The organism is Cellvibrio sp. KY-YJ-3, assembly GCF_008806955.1.
Taxonomy (GTDB): Bacteria; Pseudomonadota; Gammaproteobacteria; order Pseudomonadales; family Cellvibrionaceae; genus Cellvibrio.
This window is the reverse complement of record NZ_CP031727.1, coordinates 2,708,463-2,729,084: the sequence shown is the minus strand read 5'-3', so window position 1 is coordinate 2,729,084 and position 20,622 is coordinate 2,708,463. Positions and strand designations below refer to the sequence as shown.

The window sequence follows — 20,622 nt, the reverse complement described above, 5'->3', positions numbered from 1 at the left end:
CATCGTTATAAAAAGAGCCAACCATTGCTGGCTAGCTCCTTCGTTTTGAGACAATCATAAACGCTATTATTTTTTCGCGCGGCGAGTATACATTTCGCCATGCAACTCTTTGGCGGCTTTCACCATAGGTGCATAGGGTGTGTCAGTCACCGACACAAAACCTACATTGTAGTTTTCACCATCATAGGAGCGGCCAGTTACTGGGGAATCCATATATTGGAACCAATGTGCGCCAATAAAATAGGGATTATCGACAACCGTTTCCATGTACTCTTTATACATTTTGGCGCGATCATCCTGATTGGCCGCATGCACCAAGCCGGGATGAAACAAACCTGATTCCGTTGTGCCTACGTGGAATTCACCGATAATACTGGGTTTATCCAGCTCTGCTAAAAACGTCCATTTATTTTTGGTTAAACCTTCTTTATAGAAGTTATAGCTAACAACATCGGCGTATTTTGCCGCTGCTTTAACTACATCTTTTGGCATTCCCCAATCTGCAAAGCGCACACCCAGATACAGGTGATTAGGCATATATTGTGTTAAGGCGCCCTCAACAATTTTGAAATACTCTTCAGCATACTGGGTAAATAACAGACTAAAATCCTGCAGTTGCATATCGTTGTTAATGCCAGTTTTTACACCTTTTTGGAATGCATCCCAAGATTCAACTGAGGTTCCCCATGCGGTATTTAATGCTGCTATATCCACATACTTTTCTTTCATCAACTGGGTAAATTTATTTTTCGTTGGTGAGTCTGCTCCATCGCGAGTCAGTGTATTTAACACTATGCCATATTCAGACTCTTTGCTTTCTGAGCGCCCCCAGCTTTTTTCGTTATCAATAAATACGCCGACACACCAAGGGCTATTTTTAGTTTCTTCAGCAATAGCCTTGGCCGTGGCAAGTGCGCGCTCTTTGAATATTGGATCAAATGGATCGGGCAAACCGCCCCAAAAATCATTGCCACTGGAAACTGTTTTGAAGTTACCGATAATCCAACCATTGGCAAAATAAGGAATACGTTGATTATTGTAAAATTTTGGATCAGTCCAGTTTCCCAGCGAGGTAAAACCCCAATTCAACATACGATCCACAGTGACTTTTTCCCACTGTCTTAAATAGGATTCTGGTTCAGACTCACCGTATTTGCGTTCAAGGTTAGCACTGTAAAAACTAAATACTTCACCTTTGAGTAAGGGGCCAGAGTGAGCATCGCGATTGTAGTCGTAATGATTGCCCAGAGGATCACTGTGCTTGGGCAACCACTCAAACATATCGGCACGGGTTTTAGAAACCAAATGACGGGTTTTTTGCGCAGCTTCACTGATATCAATTTTATCTTTTGAATCTTCAGGAGTCAGATCATCCGCGCGACGCTGCTCAATAGTCGATGCATCATAGTCGTAACCAGTCATAGTGTAAGCATTAGCCAAGCGTACGATATCCAAACCGGTGGCAAAATATAAATAGCCTTCTGGATCAACCAACCACCATTTTCCATCGACTTTTTTTGGATAAAAATAACCTGTTGCTGGTTGTTTAGGCCCATTTTTCCAACCGCCAAATGTAGATCTGTCGGCTAATGGCGCGCCGTTATTTAGTTCTTTCAACTCGCTCTGAGTTGCTGCTTGCAACTCTGCCTCAGAATGAATCTTACCGGCAAAATCCACTTTGGCTGGCTGGCCAAATTTATCGACCAGATTGACCAGGAAATCTTTATTCATTGCAGGGCTTTTAATAACCCGAATATTGTCGAGGGTGATTTCTTTATCGTGCAAAGCATATTGAACACTTAAGGATATGCGCTTAATAGCGGACAAATCCAAATTCATAACGCCCCACATCCAGATGAACTGCACATCATCGCCAGACCAGGTCGGCGGGTTGCCGCGCAATCCTGAGGCCGCATTTAACTCCACCTTGGAATCCGGATTTGCACTGACCATATCGTGGCCACTTAACTTGGAATAATAAACTCGGGACTTGCCTACCGGCACACTAACGCTGCGAGTAAAGTTATTACCTTTTGCATCAGACACATCTAAAAATAGCTGCACGGAATGATCGCCATCATTGGCTATATCAAAGGCAAGGCTGGCATCGCCAAGATCACTCCAATTCCACGCGTCTGATTTTGGCTGGATAACTAAAGAGGTGTATTCATGCTCAACAGAGTGAAACTTTATTTTTAACGCTTGTGAGGCAGAATTATTGTTCGCCGCTGTTTTTACCAAGCTACCTTCAGCATTAAAAAAGCTGATTTCCGCTGGTAACTGCTCGCCCTCAAAATCAAACAATACCTTATCCGCAGGCATTGACTTAACCTCGGATACAACAGCGCCCTTATCTGCTGTCTCTTCCTGACAAGCGATTAAGAGCAGCGCAGCCACACTAAGCACACTGGTTTTCAAAAAGAATGTAATGGATCGATCAGGCTTATAACTTGAGTTCATCATGAATCACCTGTTTGTAGTTTATATATTAAAGTGTTATTGATAATCGCGATTTCTTAAAAAAACCTTATGAAACAACCAATTTCCTTAGTGCTGCAGCCACTAATTTGTCAACAATAAACAATATACACCATGCTGACATTTTATCAACCTCGCTTAAGACACCCGTCATCAAATACAGACATAGGCGTACGCTGTATATCAAATAAATGACATTCCTGGCTTTATTCGTGCCATTTCTAACAGATGCATTTTGCTACATTAAATCGGCTCAATACGCGGATCTATTGCAACACACCAATGATGACGCACCAGATCTAGAGCTCGGTAACCCGCTGTAGCATGGTGGTTTTGAATTTCTTTGGAGTTACGCCAAATAGTTTTTTGAATTGGGAAATGAAATGGGAGGGGCTGGAAAAATTGAGTTCATAACTGATCTCAGTGATTGAAAACTGGCTTTGACTTAACATTCGTGCAGCGCTGTAAAGCCGGTGTTTAACATTGTAGTCAGAATAATTGCAGCGAAATACGGATTTAAACAAGCGTGAAAAATACGCAGGAGAGATACAACACAACTCCGCGGCCTGATCCAGGGAAAGCTCAACACTTTTATGGTGGCGAAATAAATTAATTACCGGTTCCAGCTTCATATAACCGGAAGATTTTAACAGTGTGTCGTAGTGCGGAGGTTTTAACGGAGTTGCACGATCTGCCACCCAGGTTAACAGCGCACGCAACAATGCCTGGCTGCGATTGCTGGAAGGCGATTCACGATAGGAATCCAGCAGCCATTTTGACAGGGTTTGAATGGCACTTGCATCCTCAGGTTTTAGACGTAAATGCATCCCATACTTAAAGAAATTTTCTGCCTGCTCTAACCCAGGGGCCAGCAAAAGGGCAGGTAAAAACTGGATGATATACCAGGATTTATTGCGCGATGACAGCTCAAAATCATGGGTTTCCAATGCGGGAGTGAAGACGAGATCCTGATCGCACAAAGCTGACTTGCCCTGACTGTAAAAAAAAGTTCCCTCAATAGAATCAAAGACGATAAGTTCGTGAACTTCATGAAAATGCATAAAACAGGAATAGGGAGAGTCCTCCGAATACACCACATGATGAATTTCAAAATCATAACCATGCTGTATGCAAAACGGCTCACAATATACGTTGTTTTTGCCCATGCTAATTTTCCAGTAGTCAATATTCTTGGAACAAAGTTGATTATATTTTTAATGCGATAGCAATATTTTTTAGCTGTGACCGATCATCAACAATGAAAATCAAACTAATTTTAGTCTATATATTTCGTTTTTAACTCACTGAATACCTACTTCACGAATATTACTGGAGCTAACTCTCATGATTCATTCAAAAGCCATATTGTCTGATGGCAAAGGAAACTTCCATTTAACCACAATTGCCATTAGTACTCCGGCACAAGACGAGGTGCTGATTAAATTAAAAGCATCGGGCATTTGCCACACCGACTGGGACTCCATCAACACTTGGAACAAACCTTTTATCGTTGGCCATGAAGGCGCCGGCATTGTGGTTTCCGTTGGTTCGGCAGTAACTAAAGTAAAAGCTGGCGACAGAGTGATTTTAAATTGGGCAATTCCCTGTGGGCACTGTTTTCAATGTCGCGAAGGAAATACTCACATCTGCGAGATAAACTCACCGGTTTGTGGGCAAGGCCTTTGTGGACATGCACACCCAGAAGCTGCAAGCCATCAGGGCGCGCCGATTGAACGCTCTTTTCATCTCGGCACTATGTCTGAACATACTATTGTTAAAGAATCTGCAGTAGTCAAAATTCACTGCGACATCCCCTACGCCACCGCATCAATTATTGGTTGCGGTGTTATGACGGGCTGGGGCTCTGTAGTCAATGCCGCCAACGTCAAGCTAGGTTCATCTGTTTGTGTGATTGGTTGCGGCGGTGTCGGCTTAAATGTTATTCAAGCGGCAAAATTGTCAGGCGCCAATAAAATTATAGCCATTGATATCAATAGCGAGCGCTTGGATCAAGCTAAAAAATTCGGTGCGACCCACGGTATCATAGCGACGCGAGACGATAAGGATTTTAACGAAGTAGCCGCGCAAGTATGTGCGATCAACGGCGGACGCGGAACAGATTATGCCTTTGAATGCACCGCCGTTCCCGCGCTTGGCTCAGCACCTCTCAAACTTATTCGCAGTGCCGGAACGGCGGTGCAAGTCAGTGGTATTGAGCAGCGCATTGATTTTGACTGTGAATTATTTGAATGGGACAAAATTTATATTAATCCACTTTATGGCATGTGCAATCCCGACCGGGATTTTCCACGCATTTTGGATTTATATAGCGCGGGCCAATTAAAATTGGACGAGTTGGTCACTAAAACCTATCGCATTGAAGATGTAGCACAGGGTTTTGATGATTTAATTAATGGCCGTATCGCCAAAGGTGTTGTTGTCTTTGATGACGAGGAATAATCCAAATGGCTGTTATTAGAATTGAACAATCCAACCCGGAATATCTCGCTGAACATTTTCAATTACTCACCGTTCAGAGTTCACACTTAAACAGACGCTGCGATATCAGCGTCTTTAACGCTCACCCCGATGGCAAAAATTTACCAATTGTAATTTTATTGCACGGTGTTTACGGCAATCACTGGGTATGGTCGGGCTTGGGCGGCGTACACAAGGCCTATAGCGATGAATACGCCAAAGGTGGTCTCAGCCAAATGATTTTGGTGATGCCTTCGGACGGCGGCTTTTATGGCGGCTCAGCTTATTTGCCGCTGGCAAACGGTGAGAATTATGAAAAATGGATTGTAGAAGATGTGATTGAAGCCGTTATTAAATGCAACCCGTCCGCCTCACCTGCTTCCAATATCTATATCGCTGGGCTATCTATGGGCGGTTATGGCGCACTGCGTCTAGGGGCCAAATACCCTACCATTTTTAAAGGTATATCGGCGCACTCATCAATAACAGATATTCGAGAAATGGCGCAATTTGTCGCTGAAGATTTATCGCTTTATAACACTCATTTGAATTATGAAAGCGATATAGCACATTGGTTAAAGGTTAATAAAAACCACCTTCCACCAATTCGATTTGATTGCGGAACTGAAGATACACTCTATTCAGGCAATCAGATGTTCAACCAGAGATTGAAACAACTTGGTATTACTGCTGAACTGGAATCATTATCCGGTGAACACAGTTGGGATTATTGGAATCGTAATGTTCGCAAAACATTCCATTTTTTTAGTCAAATTCAAGAATTTAATTATTAATAATATTAAAAACACTCCATTCAAACGTCCTTATCTACATTCTCAACTCCTTTTCTCCGCAAGAAGAGGAGCATCCTCAACCAAGTTCGCAAACTAAACAACAGCAACCGTTTAGAAAATTTACTATTACCAACAATTTATGTACCACATAAAAAATCGCCCTTAACCGTAAGGTTAAGGGCGTAAAAAGTAGGGAACACTAACTTAAAAGTTACCTAGAGCAATATCCGGCCTATTGAATTTCAAATAACCGCACATTATCAATCCGATAATTGAAAGCTTGCCCCCACACATTGGTACCCACATGCAACTCTTGTGCTCTGGTTGCCCAATCGGTAACTGTCGAATCGCGAGCAACATCAAGCACCGCAGCAAAAGTCTGTTTTGCTTCTGACAACATATAGACACCTTTGAATGCTCCACCAATCACCGTGGTATCCGCATTTGCAGGATCTACTACCGAGACACGGAAGGTGTGATCAGCCTTAGCAAATCCGACTATTTCTACATCCATGGTAACCAAATAACGTTTACCATTTTTAATAGCGCCCGTTGCTAAGGGCAAAATATTTCTAATATCACCCACCTTTCCTGAGTCTAAACTCATTGCACCAGAGAGAGGACTATTGGCACTCACTGTCGCACCAGCACCAAGCTTCCAATTGCTCACTCCAGACTCAAATGTAGAATCATTCTCAGAGATAAGGTTGTTTGCTTGTTCAAAACCATACTTGTAAACACTGACATCATCTAACTCAGTAATCTGGTTGGCAGTAAATGCATAGGTCATTCCTTGCCCGCCAACAAATGCCAACGCATTAGTACGTGCACCCCCGCCATGTTCATACATAGAATTACCGGTAATTCGTGTACCAGAAACACCTGCCACTGTACCGAAGATAGCACTAGTTGCTGCCCCCCCCCATCCATCGGCATGTTTTACACGATTTTCAACAATGTAAGTTGACCCAACTTCCAACCCGGTGAGGTTTGCAGTAAGTGTCTCCACATCGGCAAAGCTAGCTAATTGTGTTCCTTTAAAATCAAGACCTAATGCGGATGTTGTTTTTACCGAAGCAATATCTCCTTTTTCCGCAGTCCAGCCTACCAATCCATTTTCAAATCCACCATTAGCTATACGCGATACAGCTGGGGCTCTAGTAACCGTTAACTCTGCGGTAGCAGTTGCTTTACGTCCGGTAGAATCAATCACATCGTAAGAATAAGTAAACGTCTTGGTATCTTGCACATGCTGGTAAAAAGCAGCGGGTTCAATCACCAGCTTGCCATTAGCAGAGCCAGAAAACTTAAATGCAGGAGCATCGCCAACCGGACTTATTGTATTGTAATCAACACTGATTGCATCACCGTTCCAATCCACCACATTGGGCGCAGCAATTAAATCCAAATTTACTTTTGCACCGGCAGTTGTAAATGTGGCTTTTTGTGGACCATAAACTGTCGGCGGTTCGGGCTCTGTAGAAACACCATTAATAGTGATAACGGCTGTGCGTGGCAAACTGTGATTGTGATCATTAACCTTGTATTCATAACTAAATACACGAGTATCACCACCCTTGATGGAATCCTTAAACGATCCAACATTTATGGTGACCACAGAACCAACCAAGGTTGCTGCCGAGTCAGGATTAGAAATAACCTTGACATCACTAATTGATAACGGCTCTTCATCCGCATCAACTACATTTTGCAACAAATCAACTGAAACCACATCCGCCGCATCCTCTGCAGAGGTGATCACTATATTTTCAAACTCCGGCGCAGCATCTTCACCCATTACTGAAAAAGTTGCGGTTCGCTGCACACTATTAACACCATCACTAATGTTATATGTGTAAGTAACTGTGCGCACATCACCTGTATCTAAATGAGGCGCCAAAGCAGAGGGACGAACACCAATACGAACACCAGCATTTTCAAAACCTGTGGTGTCAGAAACATCAGCCGTCAGATTGCGCACCAATAAGATGTCGCCATCAGTGTCAACAGCTCCTTTTAATAATTCAACAAATTCAAATGCATCTTTTTCACTATAAACCTTAGATATATTGCCGCTGTGCGTTGGTGCTGCACCACCACCTGAAGAAGCTGATTTTTTATTATCATCACCACCGCAAGCAGTTAACGTCGATACGATCATTAAACCAACAAACAATCTAGACTTTTCATAAAATTTCATATTAAACACCACTTATTTATTTTATTAGCGATAGGTGCGGAAAAATCCGCACCGGTCTTAATGGATAAGTTAGAAGTTCACACGCACACCTAAACGTAAGGTGGCGCCCACCTTATATTCAGTGTAAGTCCGGGATTTGGTAGCCTCTCCATCTAACGGATTACCTTCTTCATAGGCAACATACTCATAACCATTTGCATTATCTGCACTGTAAACTCGCTGCACTTCCAATTCACGGCTTGTAAAATACGTGCGATATACTGCATCAGTCAGATTGGTTGCCTGAAAGGTTAAGTCCATGTTTTCACTAAACGCATAGGTGGCAGAGAAGTCCAGCGTGTCGCGCCCCTCATTCCAGATTGATCCCTGATTCCAGGTACGCCCTTGCAGACCAGTGTTGTAATCTGTTCCCACCAAAGAATCACTAGACCCACGATAACTCAAGCGTACTTGATGACCATCTTGCTCCCAATAGGCGGTCAAGTTGTAACTGTGCTCAGGGGTATCCGCCACAGGAAATGCCGGTAAGTTTTTAGTTGGATCAATAGTAGATTTATCTGGTTCATACTCACTATTTTGATAGGTGTAGTTAGCCGACATACCTAAACCACTCAAGAAGTAGCCAGGCAGGAAATCGTAGGATTGGCTATAGCCTAATTCCACACCGGTGATAGTTGCCCCTTTACCATTAATAATTTTGTTTACACTGTATTGTGCACAAAGATCGCGCAAATCATTACTAAAACGATTAAGGTCTGTTGCCCACCATCCATAATCCGCTGTTGCGCGCAATGGCATACAACTCTGTAAACCATAATCATTTGCAGCATCATCTGTTGGCAACTTAATCAATGTGGAAGCATCGACAGGCCCATCAACATTGCGCAAATCAGAAATATAGGTTTTTGCACTTTCTACATCGGTAAAATTGGTCATGTCTTTATTAAATACTGCGACACTCAACATGCCCGAATCAGTGAAATACCATTCAAGTGAAACATCAATATTTTTAGATTCCAATGGATCCAATTTGGTGTTGTACATGCTCACTTTGCTACCAGTATCACCCGATGCCCAGTAACCATTTTCAACTACCTGAAAGCCAGGACGCAGCTGATCAATTTCCGGGCGCGTCATAGTCTTTGAAATGGCAAATCGACCAATCAAATCATCACGGAATGCGTAATTAAGATTTAAACTCGGCAATACGTTGCTATAAGTGTGCGTGCCTTTGGCTTCAAACGATTGAAGCTCTTTATTGACTAGCGTTTCAAAGTCAAACTGATTGGCGTTATTAGATGCAATAGGAGTTGTGCCGTCATAACTAATCGGAGAACCCCAACCATTTTCACGAGTCGTTGATACATCTGCATAACGCCACATGGTTAACCAGTTAATAGTTACACCTGGATCAGGTAAAGTCGGATCTTGCTGATAGGCAACCCATGCAGCATAGTCAGGATCATGACATGGACCTTGATCAGGGATAGGTGTCCAACCAGCAGGATCGCTACCACTAGAGGTATCCCAACCAAGTCCATCAACACGCTCAAATTTGCTTTCATAACCAGGACGATTAGCAGCAGTAGCGGTACTATAGGGGCGACACTCGGGCAAAGAGGTATCGCGCAATTCTTTTAATTTCACTAAATCATATTCACGCTCAAGTGATTCACTGAACTGCCAAAAATCTGCACCCGCATAACCTTTGGATTCCACTTCTGTTTTTACATAGCGCACACCTATATCACCGGTGAGGCGCTCATCCAGAAATGAGAAATTAGTTTTTAAATAAAAGGCTTCAGTATCAATATCTGTGGTGCGCGATTCGGTATCATTAGGTGTGCGGACAGTGTTCTCATCATCCAATACCAAACTTACAGCCGCGCGCGCATCAATAGGCAACCAGCCTTTAGTAGCATTGTTACGACCATAACCCAATGAACTCATAAAATCGTTATAGTCCAAACCATCACGTGCAACTAAAGATGCAGTCACATCAAGTAGAGCGCCACCCGGAACGGCAACTGGATTGCCATTTTTGTCGGTAACAACATCTGTTTTGGTTACGGAATTAAATTGATAACGTTGGTTATCTACCATTTTCTCACGCTGGGTGACTTTTGCACCAAACTCGATCGTGGTCAGACCAAACACATCTAAATCAAAGTCAAAATCAACCTGCGCATTTTGTAATGTATCTTCAACAGTCACATCGGTTTCAGAAAGAAATGCCAAATGGAATGTATCTGTATCCAATGGATTAAAGCCCGTTTTAACAATGTTATCTTCATAACCAGGAATCAATACGCCATCAACCGTTTCATCTAATAACTGATCGCCAAAATCGACAAATGATGTACCAAACACTTGAACACAACGTCCACTCGTGCAGTCATAGCCTACTGGTTCAACGTCAGCGCCCGCATCAAATAATTTACTAGCAGGAATATTCTTGTAGTTTTGCAGAGCCGCGTATGCATTAGGCAAACTTTCTGACGTACTTTCCGAATAACCAATTTGCGCTTCCATACGGAAACGATCAGTCAACGTTTGTTTTAACTTCAAACTTGCACTGGCGTTTTCTTGATCGTCCCCACCCTCAGAGCGAGTCATGTCACCAGCACCAAATCGATTGACCATTTTTGTCATAGTATTTGTGCGAGTATCCACGCCATACCAATCTGCTTGTGGATCAGTGAATGATGCTGCAGGGCGCAAATCACCCAATGGCTTTTTGCCTTCAACAAAATTGGCATTGCCTGGGTAACGTGTTTTCAATGCATCTAAACTACGGGTTTGCTCTTGCTTGCTGTAAGTTGTATCCAGCATCAGCTCAGTATCTTCGTTAGGAGCCCATTGCACACCCAGAGTTAGACCTTGTCGGTCAGATGAATTTTGATGCAATTCATAGCCAGTGTTTAGATGATAAATGGCCTTAATACCTGAAACTATTTCACCATTTTGATCGGTTGCTTCTGCAATTTCAGGAGAGGCAATAAAGTTTTCTACACGGTATTGATCTTTGCGATAGGTGTTCGTTTCATCGTATGCGCTAAAGGCAACACCCAAAGTGTCATCCATAAACTTTTGTGTCGCAGAAATTTGCAACTTATGGTCAGTTTCATCAGCGAAATCGTTATAACGCCCCTGCACTGTAATCGAGCGAGAATCTTCACTCCGATCCAGTGGGCGAACAGTTTCCAAATTAATGCTTGCACCCAATGAACCTTCATCGTGATCGGCGCTTGGGGTTTTAACAACTTCCAGCTTGGAAAGAATGTCTGCAGAAAATGAACTTAAATCAACAGATTGACTAAAGTCGGTACTGGTTAGTTGCTGACCATTCAAGGTGATATTATTTTGCGCAGCAGTTGCACCGCGAACCGTCACACTGGACCCCTCACCATCCCGGCTTACAACCGTTACACCTGTCACACGCCCTAAAGAGTCTGCAATATTCTGATCAGTGGTTTTACCCATATCCTCAGCATTGATGGTATCGGTAATGTTTTTAGCATTGCGTTTATCATCTATCGAGCGCTGATGCGCACCACGGATACCGGTTACAGTAACCTCCTCCACTTCCTGTTCTTGCGTGGACGCACCGTTAACTGACTGTGCATAGATGGCACCACTGTTAACTGCACATATTGCTGCTGACAACGCCGTAATTCTAAGGCGGTGAGTGATGTTTGACATCGTAAAGCCCCCATGTAGGTATTTATTGTTTTATTTCATGCCATCCATTCGAAACAACATGAATCGACACAAAAACGTAAAGTATTTAACGCCAATTCCAATACTACTCAGCCAATCCACATTGTCAATAATCAATTGTAGATTGTTAGCAATTTACACTTCAATCTCAAGTAGTGTGAAAAAAGGTAACCATAGCGCATGCGCCACTATAGCGATAAAGACAAAAAGCAGACAAAAAAAGGGAGGCACAGGCCTCCCAAAGAACACAACAGCAAGCACAGAAAAACCTTATTCAGCAAAACCATTTGGGTTGCGCGACTGCCAGCGCCAAGTATCCGCCATCATGCGTTCAACATTGAATTCAGCAGCCCAACCTAAACGCTCCTTAGCCAGAGAGACGTCGGCATAACAACTGGCGATATCGCCGGGGCGGCGCGCGCTGATCACATAGGGTATAGATTTGCCGCACGCCAGCTCAAATGCTTTCAACATCTCCAATACGGAATAGCCAGTGCCAGTACCCAGATTATAGGTTGAACAACCTCGCGACTGCTGCGTCAAACCATTGAGTGCTGCCACATGACCTCGCGCCAAATCCACGACATGTATGTAATCGCGCACGCCAGTGCCATCAGGGGTCGCATAATCATTGCCATAAACGGTAAGCGCCTCACGCTTGCCCACTGCGACCTGGGCGATATAGGGGATCAAGTTATTAGGTATCCCCTTGGGGTCCTCACCGATTAAACCTGACTCATGAGCACCCGCAGGATTAAAGTAACGCAGGATTGAAAAGTTCCACTGATTGTCTGGCGCCTTGGCCATATCACGCAGAATATCTTCTACGATCAACTTGCTGCGACCATAGGGATTGGTGGCTGACAGAGGAAATGATTCGTCAATGGGTACAGATACGGGATCGCCATAAACGGTCGCCGAAGAACTAAATACAAAATTAAAAACTGAGTGCTCCTCCATGACCTCTAGCAAAGACAAAGTACCCGCCACATTATTCCGGTAATACTTGATAGGTATTTGGGTAGACTCTCCCACCGCTTTCAAGCCCGCAAAATGCATTACACAACCTATCGCATAATCAGAAAAAACTTGATGTAACGCGGCTTTATTATTGATATCCAACTGAAAAAAATCCGGTTTAACACCGGTAATTTTTTCAACTCTGGCCAGCGACTCTAATTTTCCATTTGATAGATTATCTACCACTACCGGAAAGTAACCATTGTTGATTAATTCGATGCAAACATGACTACCTATGTAACCTGCACCTCCGGTTACCAAAACCTTCCTAAGATACGATTTCATTACCATTTCCCAAATACGGAGTTCATATAAACCTTACTTAATGCAAACAATTTCGAAAATATTGCCATCAACATCCGTATAAAACAAATTTCCAGTTGTGGATTCAATCTGAAAAAGCTCCCGCGCCTGAATCAAGCTATCAACTATGGAAAATATATCCTTCTCTTTCATGCGCAACTCAATTCGCTGCTGTGAATCTGCATTGACACAAGGAGCAGCGGCCAGCTTTAGGCACGCCCCCCCTAAATTCATATAAAAACTACTTTCGCCAAGCGTATTTTTTAACTCCATAACATGAGCAGAAAACAAACGCTGGTAACGCTTAGCTGACTCAATAGGATCTTTCACACTTAGTGATTGCCAGCGCATGAATAACCTCAAAAATTATAACAATTCAGGATTTATAACAAATCGCTCATAATCTTTACCTAATGCATCAATCAAGGGATTATCAAAACGGAATATTTTTCGTTTTTTCAGCTCAGAAAATCTCACAGCATCCCCGTAATATTCATCCCACAATTTCCTAACAGCACCCGACTCATAAGCAATGTGAAGCCCCTTTTCAATACGCTCAGCCAGTTTGATATTTTTTTTGTTTAAGAAAAAGAATTTTGGCAAAGGATAATAAATACATACGTTTTGGTCATAATTTAAATATTCAACATCCTGATTTTTCTTCCACTCCCGTTCCAGCTCATTTGCACCAATCAAAAAAATATCACCACGATCATTGGCGGCCATATAAAACAAACCTTTGATATTACCGCCCTCAACAACTTTAAAACCAATTTTTTTGAGTATTTCGCTATCTAACCAACCACGCCCCTGAATTATCGTCAGTTTCTTCAATTCTTCCAAGGTTTCAATTTTTTCCAACTTACGCTTAGAGTCTGGCGACACAAAACCAATACGGTAGCCAGTAACGCCCAAATCTACGGGAAACTCCACGCCATGCAATTTTTCAATGATGTCATTGGACGCCGAATCTTTATAAACAAAATTTTCGAATTGATTATCCTCAGCAAATACTCGCAAACGTGAGTAAGTGGGCACATCGCCTTTAGGCAAATCTCTAATTTCGTAGTCGCCGTATTCCGCCTTGGTAGCATCCAGTGCCAGGCGCAACAGGTGGTACTCGTAGATTTCCTCTTTTGGCGCTATCTCCCCCGAACCAAAGGTGATAACGGTAGGAGCCGCTGCAAACACATTTAGCGCAAATATGGCAATACTTAAAATTATAATACGCAGCATACATCACCTGTTAATTGTTAACATTTTACACAATGCTAGCGCCAATACAGGTAGATTGCAATGCCATAAGCGAGAAGTTTTTGCGGCAAATTAAGAACGTTTACGCGAATTTATAGGAAGATAAAGGGACGGCGGGAATAAGCGCAGAAACAAAAAGCGCTGCGAAACAAGCTATCGCAGCGCTTACGAAAATATCAGGCGGAGATTATCAGGATGCTACATTCTGAAAGGTGCCAGGATCCAATATCTGCCGACGGGTTTTAAAACGGCAAATATAATTCCAGTTCCATGAAGAATCATACTTGTGACACAGCCCCCACGCCAATCCAGCCATAGGGTCTTGAGTGTCCGCAGCGGGGTCGCGATATAAACCCAACGCCTCTGGTGCACCTTTAATATGCGCCATGATGTCAAAGTTAATACCATCCGGTGACCATTGGCAGGTATTTTTTTCTGGCCCATCGGTAGTCAACAAACTGGCAATTCCACCATTCACATGCCACACAACAACCTCATGCCCACTGTTGGTGATCGGATTAAATTCCGATTTCACATAAGGCCCTTCAATTTTATCGGCAATGGCAACCCCGTGTTTTATTTCACGTCCACCAAAGTTCATACGCTCCCCCATAATTTCACCTTTGTAATAAAGATAAAATTTATTTTGATAAAACATCAAACATGGGTCATGCACTTTATGGCTATCAAAATCGCCGCGAATTTTGCAATGAAAGCGGTTGTCTTCATCACCATCCCAGACACCATTATCGGCTGGCGTTAAAATGGGAGCTGGACTTTTAACCCAAGGGCCATAAGGCGAGTCTGCACTGGCGAGTGCAATGCATTCTTTGGTGCGATTTAAATAAGGCGCTTGGACAGTTTGATAAACCAAATAATAGCGACCTTCATGGGCAAGAACCTCAGGCGTAAATACCGCGCGATCATCATAGGCGCCAGATGCACCGGCTACGATCGCCGCACCCTGCTCTTTCCAATCCCAACCATCGCTGGAGGTTGCATGCCACACTTCAGTTTTATCCCAGGGAAACACTTTATCCTCAGGATTATTGCTACCAAAACCAATAGTTTCACCTTCACCTTTGGTGTACCAAACATGATAAACACCATCGACACTGATAACCGCTGAAGGGTCACGGCGAATCACTCCCTCTTGGTAGGCAAAATCACCGCCCAAGGGTTTTACATCAAACTCAAATACCCAGTCGGCATTTTTTTGATCGTAGCCACGTTCAATAGCGCGCAAACTGGCTTTACTTAATTTTTTTTCTGGAAGATCACCCATATCTCACTCACTTTTTAACATGATGACTTGAACTATTTTTATCAGAAACAGCGTTTATTCGGTATACGGCTTAGTAGATACGATTTTTGTCAGGCGCGGCGCTCCAGCGAGTGATTCACTAAAAATCGATTAGCCAATAACCTTGCCCCTTTTGCCGCCATCAATGCTCCTTGATGTTTAATCGATTTCCCTTGGTAAATTTGTATCGCTGTGGTGTAACTATTCACTAAAAGATCTGCACCAATCAGATGTATATTTTTTTTCTTCCCGTACAGTTTCATTGCTGCTTTTACTTCGGCGCCTATCAATACCCCCGATAGGTACGCAGCACTCACATTTTTTTCATGTAGCCCTGCTAACACTCTGGAGCGGGCACTGAACATTAAATTCAATAAAAAAGTATCTCTCGTATTGACCTTAACGCCTTGAAGAAACGCGGTTTCATCATGAATTTGTGTGCCGCTCACCAACAAACTATGCGCACATAAACTGCCAAAAAGCTCACCCGAAAATGCGGTGTAAAAATCAACAATTTCTCCTCGTTTAACTAGCACCCATTTAGAGTGGGTTCCGGGTAAACACAGGAGTGCCTCTTTTAATTCAGCTCTACTTGCCTGCTGCATCCAACCCAGAATTTGGGTTTCTTCACCGCGCATGACGTCAGGCAAACCTTCGCGCACATGAGTTTTAATTCCTGGCACGATAAAAGCATTGACGTCGCTCACTTGGATATTAATTAAATGCTCGACCAATTGATAAGGATTCACCGGGCATTCAATATAAGGCGTTTCATACAATCCAATATTGGAACCCACTGCACCGCTCATCACAATCGGTGCATTCGCATACTGCGCAGGCAATTGTATAATGGCATCAAGTAAACATTGCTCAAGCTCGGCGCGCGATGATTGGTTAATGCCAATTGGCCGGGTAATGCTATACACAATATCGCCTACAGCATTCACTACCTGTAGCCGAAAATTGGTACCGCCCCAATCAATGGCAATCATCTCACCCAAGATATAGCCCTCAACAGGTACAAAGAGTCACAAGGAGAATATTAACTTTCCAAGGCCACCAAACTAGCACCCTGCTCTGGCGTACAGATAAAAGGCGTGGCGATTAAACCCGTTTTTAATTGGTAATCAGCCAGAATGGGCTCAACTATGGACAGTTTTTGTTGTGGCACTAAAGCGACGATGCAACCGCCAAAACCGCCACCGGTCATACGCACACCCCCATCACTGCCCAATTCTTTATCCAGCGCTGCCACCAGATAATCAATTTCAGGGGTGGTGATCTCAAACAAATCGCGCATTGACACATGGCTCTCCGCCATCAACTGACTTAACAGTGCGACATTATTGGTTGCCAATGCCTCAGCTGCTTTCAAGGTTCGCTCATTCTCTTCAATCACATGTTGCGCGCGCTTGCGCACCAGCTCTGGTAATTGATCGGCAGCAGCAAAAAATTGTTCTTTGGTTACATCGCGCAAAACCGATTGATTAAAAAATTTCGCCGCTTCTGCACACTGCTCGCGACGCAAATTATATTCGCTGTCGACCAAGCCTCTTTTTACACCCGAGTTGATAATCACAATCGACAACTCAGACGGCATACGAATGGGTGTGGTTTCCAAACTGCGGCAATCGATCAATAGTGCATGGCCCTGTTGACCACCAGCCGATACCAGTTGATCCATAATGCCGCAGGCACAGCCGACATAATTGTTTTCCGCTGCCTGGCCAATTAAAGCCAATTCGGTGGCCGGAATTTGAATGCCAGCAACGGTTAAAAGCGCCTGTGCCAAGGCAACTTCCAAAGATGCCGAAGAACTTAAACCAGCGCCTTGAGGGACATTGCCCGACACCACCAAATTACAGCCCTTGAGCTGATAACCGCGATCTACCAGTGTGCGTACAACGGCACGGACATAATTACTCCACATCTGGGTGGGATGAGCCTCATAGAGAGAGTTCAGTGCAAACTCATCGGTCTGCCCGGCGTAATCCAGCGCGATCACTTTAATTAAATTATCTTGTCGCGCAGAGGTGGCAACCAAAGTGAAAAAATCAATCGCTGCTGGCAATACAAAACCATCGTTATAGTCTGTGTGCTCGCCAATCAAATTAACCCGCCCCGGCGCTTTGGAAACAAAATCCGGCAATTGATCAAAATGCTCGGTAAAACACTGGATAACATTTTCCAACATACTCATAACCAATTACCTTTTAATCTGTAGATGCCGCATTTTTATAGTGAATAGCGGATTGATCGCGCAGATACTGCGCCGCTTGTTCAGGAGTAATATCGCGTTGAACTTCACCCAGCATTTCGTAACCCACCATGAATTTTTTGATGGATGCCGAGCGCAACAACGGCGGATAAAAATGGGCATGCAACTGCCAATGGCTATGATCTTCTGCAGTAAAAGGTGCGCAATGCCACCCCATGCTGTAAGGAAAGGAGGTTTTAAATAGATTGTCGTAACGGGTTGTTAATTGAATCAAAATATCGGCCAGTGATTCGCGCTCCAATAAAGAAAGGCTCAACATATCAGGCACATGGCGCAGCGGTAACAGCAGCGTTTCAAATGGCCAGCTGGCCCAATAAGGCACGACCACCAACCAATCCTGATTTTGCACCACAATACGTTCTTTAAAGGCCAACTCTTGTTGCGCATAATCCAGCAGCATGGGGCGTTGATGCTTATGTTGATAAGCCAACTGCTTTTCATCTTCCCGTTGCGGCAATGTCGGCACCGAACCTGTTGCCCAAACTTGCCCATGAGGATGAGGGTTAGAGCAGCCGTTGATCGCGCCTTTATTTTCAAAAATCTGCACCCAGGAATGACTCTCACCCAGTTCGCGATACAAATCGCACCAGGTCTCGATAAGCTCTGTCACTGCCGCCTGGGACATTTCTGGCAGGGTTTTATTGTGGCTTTCGGAATAACAAATCACACGGCTGGTGCCGCGCTCACTCTCGGCACAAAACAAATCGCTACTGCTTTGATAATCCCTATCTTCCGGCTCCAGTGCCGCAAAGTCATTGGTAAACACATAAGCGCCGACATAATTGTCATTCACCGCACCATTGATGCGGGTATTGCCTGGGCATAAATAACAAGACGAGTCATAGGCAGGTTTATCATCCGCCGCCAGCTCTTCAATTTGACCCTGCCATGGGCGCTTGGCTCTATGAGGTGAGACCAACACCCAATCGCCCGTCAGCGGATTAAACCGACGGTGCGGATGATCACTCAATACAAACACTGGTTTCATATACCTATCCAACTAATGCTGATTATCGTGTTAACTGGCGCCATCATGTAGACGTGCTACAATTTATTGAAATTGCCTATTGTTAACAATTTACACCATTAAGATGGAATATGCACCTACAATAAACCGATAAATCACATATTTTTACCAACCTGTTTTTCGCACGCTACCAAGGCTGCTCTATGAAGACCATCATGCTTGTCTGCGCAACCTGCCAAAAGGATGATTAATGACAAACAACCTCATTCAATCAGTCGTGATTGTCGGTGGCGGTACTGCTGGCTGGCTAACGGCAGGAATAATTGCTGCTGAGCATCAACACAAAATCAAACAAGGTGAACTCCAGATTACGCTCTGTGAATCACCATCAATACCTATTATTGGTGTAGGTGAAGGCACTTGGCCTACCATGCGCGCAACCTTAAAAAAAATAGGTGTATCCGAAACCGCCTTTATTCGTGAGTGCGATGTTGCGTTTAAGCAAGGATCAAAATTTTTACGCTGGAAAGATGGTTCAGAAAAAGATTTTTACTATCACCCTTTTTCCGTCCCGCAAGGTCAATCCAGCATTAATCTGGCAGAACATTGGTTGAATACCAATGACCCTATGTCATTCTCAACCGCATTTCATCCGCAAGAAGCCATATGCGAAGCAAGTTTGGCGCCCAAGACGATTACCACGGCTGAATATGATGCCATCGTTAATTATGGCTACCATTTAAATGCTGGCCGCTTCGCAGAATTTTTACGAAAGCACTGCCTAACCAACCTTCACGTACATCATATTCTTGCCGAGGTGACAGAAATTACGCAGCAAGAAAATGGACACATTCAATCACTAATAACAGACCGTGCAGGCATAATTACTGGTGATTTATTTGTTGACTGCACAGGTTTTACAGCAATGCTATTGGGAGAAACATTAGGCGTTGAAAAAATTTCAATAAGCGACACTTTATTTACCAACTGCGCACTCGCCACACAAATTGCTTACCCCTATGAGGATAGCCCTATAGCATCTGCCACTCTTTCGAGTGCGCAGACAGCTGGCTGGATTTGGGATATAGGCCTACCCACTCGTCGCGGTGTGGGGCATGTATTCGCCAAGGAATATCAATCCATCGATCATGCCACGCAACAATTAATTGACTACATTCATGAAACTGGCGGTGATAGCTCGCAAATCAGCATACGAGAAATTCATTTTAACTCTGGTTATCGCAAAGAATTCTGGAAACATAATTGTGTGGCAGTAGGCCTTTCTGCTGGTTTTTTGGAACCCTTGGAAGCCTCGGCATTGGTAATGGTTGAACTCTCGGCATTAATGATTGCCGAACAGCTACCCAAGACCACGTCCGCCATACCCATTATTGCCAAACGGTTTAATGAGCGATTTAGTTATAGATGGGAGCGAGCAGTAGATTTTCTCAAACTGCACTATCTTTTAAGCCAACGAAATGACTCGCCTTTTTGGCAAGACAATCGCCAACCAAGCACCGTTCCACAAGATTTAAGTGAGCGCCTTTTACTCTGGCAAAACACCTCGCCTCAACACTATGACTTTGACCGCACCGGTGAAATATTCCATGCACTAAGTTATCAATATGTTTTATATGGTATGGGATTTAAAACCAACCTCGCTTTCAGCACGCCCTTGGAAACACAAAAAATGGCGACCGAACTGGTAATGCAAAATAATATGATTACCAGACAATTACTGGACATTTTGCCGACACAGCGCGAACTACTACAAAAAATTAATCTATACGGCCTTAGCAGCATCTAAGGTTTTATGAGGAAAATTTC

The 20,622-nt window shown here is 43.6% G+C and carries 14 protein-coding genes; 3 read left to right on the top strand and 11 right to left on the bottom strand.

The window, feature by feature from the left end:
• Positions 1–66: 66 nt before the first annotated feature.
• Entirely contained in the window at positions 67–2,463 is a 2,397-nt protein-coding gene (locus D0B88_RS11485) for a beta-galactosidase (RefSeq protein ID WP_225318341.1), read from the bottom strand.
• 314 nt (positions 2,464–2,777) lie between these two features.
• Positions 2,778–3,644, bottom strand: coding sequence for an AraC family transcriptional regulator (locus D0B88_RS11480; protein WP_151057290.1), 867 nt, complete (start codon positions 3,642–3,644; stop codon positions 2,778–2,780).
• A gap of 178 nt (positions 3,645–3,822) precedes the next feature.
• Here D0B88_RS11480 and D0B88_RS11475 point away from each other — a divergent pair, with 178 nt between their 5' ends.
• A complete protein-coding gene (locus D0B88_RS11475) occupies positions 3,823–4,938 on the top strand; it encodes a Zn-dependent alcohol dehydrogenase (protein ID WP_151057288.1) in 1,116 nt (371 codons plus the stop codon).
• A 5-nt stretch (positions 4,939–4,943) separates the two neighbouring features.
• Entirely contained in the window at positions 4,944–5,750 is an 807-nt protein-coding gene (locus D0B88_RS11470; RefSeq protein ID WP_151057286.1) for an alpha/beta hydrolase family protein, read from the top strand.
• Positions 5,751–5,982: 232 nt separating this feature from the next.
• Here the strand turns inward: D0B88_RS11470 and D0B88_RS11465 are convergent, their stop codons facing one another.
• From D0B88_RS11465 to D0B88_RS11425, 9 genes are all read right to left on the bottom strand, one after another.
• Entirely contained in the window at positions 5,983–7,950 is a 1,968-nt protein-coding gene (locus tag D0B88_RS11465; RefSeq protein WP_151057284.1) for a hypothetical protein, read from the bottom strand.
• A 69-nt stretch (positions 7,951–8,019) separates the two neighbouring features.
• Positions 8,020–11,652 (bottom strand): TonB-dependent receptor, encoded by a 3,633-nt coding sequence (locus D0B88_RS11460; RefSeq protein WP_151057282.1) that lies wholly within the window; start codon positions 11,650–11,652, stop codon positions 8,020–8,022.
• Positions 11,653–11,940: 288 nt separating this feature from the next.
• Complete coding sequence (galE, locus tag D0B88_RS11455) at positions 11,941–12,975, bottom strand: UDP-glucose 4-epimerase GalE (protein ID WP_151057280.1); 1,035 nt, start codon at positions 12,973–12,975, stop codon at positions 11,941–11,943.
• Between the two features lie 33 nt (positions 12,976–13,008).
• Entirely contained in the window at positions 13,009–13,344 is a 336-nt protein-coding gene (locus tag D0B88_RS11450) for a hypothetical protein (RefSeq protein WP_007640742.1), read from the bottom strand.
• A 15-nt stretch (positions 13,345–13,359) separates the two neighbouring features.
• Positions 13,360–14,229, bottom strand: a complete 870-nt coding sequence (locus D0B88_RS11445) for a hypothetical protein (protein ID WP_151057278.1) — start codon at positions 14,227–14,229, stop codon at positions 13,360–13,362.
• Between the two features lie 208 nt (positions 14,230–14,437).
• The gene (locus D0B88_RS11440; protein WP_151057276.1) at positions 14,438–15,532 is read right to left on the bottom strand and encodes a family 43 glycosylhydrolase; all 1,095 of its coding nucleotides are present in this window, start codon (positions 15,530–15,532) and stop codon (positions 14,438–14,440) included.
• 89 nt (positions 15,533–15,621) lie between these two features.
• Complete coding sequence (locus tag D0B88_RS11435; protein WP_225318642.1) at positions 15,622–16,542, bottom strand: 2-dehydro-3-deoxygalactonokinase; 921 nt, start codon at positions 16,540–16,542, stop codon at positions 15,622–15,624.
• Between the two features lie 50 nt (positions 16,543–16,592).
• Positions 16,593–17,750, bottom strand: coding sequence for a galactokinase (galK, locus tag D0B88_RS11430; protein ID WP_151057272.1), 1,158 nt, complete (start codon positions 17,748–17,750; stop codon positions 16,593–16,595).
• A 13-nt stretch (positions 17,751–17,763) separates the two neighbouring features.
• Positions 17,764–18,816 (bottom strand): UDP-glucose--hexose-1-phosphate uridylyltransferase, encoded by a 1,053-nt coding sequence (locus D0B88_RS11425; RefSeq protein ID WP_151057270.1) that lies wholly within the window; start codon positions 18,814–18,816, stop codon positions 17,764–17,766.
• 229 nt (positions 18,817–19,045) lie between these two features.
• On the opposite strand from D0B88_RS11425, the gene D0B88_RS11420 reads away from it, so the two are divergent.
• Positions 19,046–20,602 (top strand): tryptophan halogenase family protein, encoded by a 1,557-nt coding sequence (locus tag D0B88_RS11420; RefSeq protein WP_151057268.1) that lies wholly within the window; start codon positions 19,046–19,048, stop codon positions 20,600–20,602.
• Positions 20,603–20,622 lie beyond the last annotated feature (20 nt).

Excerpts from the sequence above, each read along its gene's own strand:
- D0B88_RS11485 (WP_225318341.1), bottom strand. The coding sequence starts at position 2,463 with ATGATGAACTCAAGTTATAAGCCTGATCGATCCATTACATTCTTTTTG.
- D0B88_RS11480 (WP_151057290.1), bottom strand. The coding sequence starts at position 3,644 with ATGGGCAAAAACAACGTATATTGTGAGCCGTTTTGCATACAGCATGGT.
- D0B88_RS11475 (WP_151057288.1), top strand. The coding sequence starts at position 3,823 with ATGATTCATTCAAAAGCCATATTGTCTGATGGCAAAGGAAACTTCCAT.
- D0B88_RS11470 (WP_151057286.1), top strand. The coding sequence starts at position 4,944 with ATGGCTGTTATTAGAATTGAACAATCCAACCCGGAATATCTCGCTGAA.
- D0B88_RS11465 (WP_151057284.1), bottom strand. The coding sequence starts at position 7,950 with ATGAAATTTTATGAAAAGTCTAGATTGTTTGTTGGTTTAATGATCGTA.
- D0B88_RS11460 (WP_151057282.1), bottom strand. The coding sequence starts at position 11,652 with ATGTCAAACATCACTCACCGCCTTAGAATTACGGCGTTGTCAGCAGCA.
- galE (WP_151057280.1), bottom strand. The coding sequence starts at position 12,975 with ATGAAATCGTATCTTAGGAAGGTTTTGGTAACCGGAGGTGCAGGTTAC.
- D0B88_RS11450 (WP_007640742.1), bottom strand. The coding sequence starts at position 13,344 with ATGCGCTGGCAATCACTAAGTGTGAAAGATCCTATTGAGTCAGCTAAG.
- D0B88_RS11445 (WP_151057278.1), bottom strand. The coding sequence starts at position 14,229 with ATGCTGCGTATTATAATTTTAAGTATTGCCATATTTGCGCTAAATGTG.
- D0B88_RS11440 (WP_151057276.1), bottom strand. The coding sequence starts at position 15,532 with ATGGGTGATCTTCCAGAAAAAAAATTAAGTAAAGCCAGTTTGCGCGCT.
- D0B88_RS11435 (WP_225318642.1), bottom strand. The coding sequence starts at position 16,542 with ATGATTGCCATTGATTGGGGCGGTACCAATTTTCGGCTACAGGTAGTG.
- galK (WP_151057272.1), bottom strand. The coding sequence starts at position 17,750 with ATGAGTATGTTGGAAAATGTTATCCAGTGTTTTACCGAGCATTTTGAT.
- D0B88_RS11425 (WP_151057270.1), bottom strand. The coding sequence starts at position 18,816 with ATGAAACCAGTGTTTGTATTGAGTGATCATCCGCACCGTCGGTTTAAT.
- D0B88_RS11420 (WP_151057268.1), top strand. The coding sequence starts at position 19,046 with ATGACAAACAACCTCATTCAATCAGTCGTGATTGTCGGTGGCGGTACT.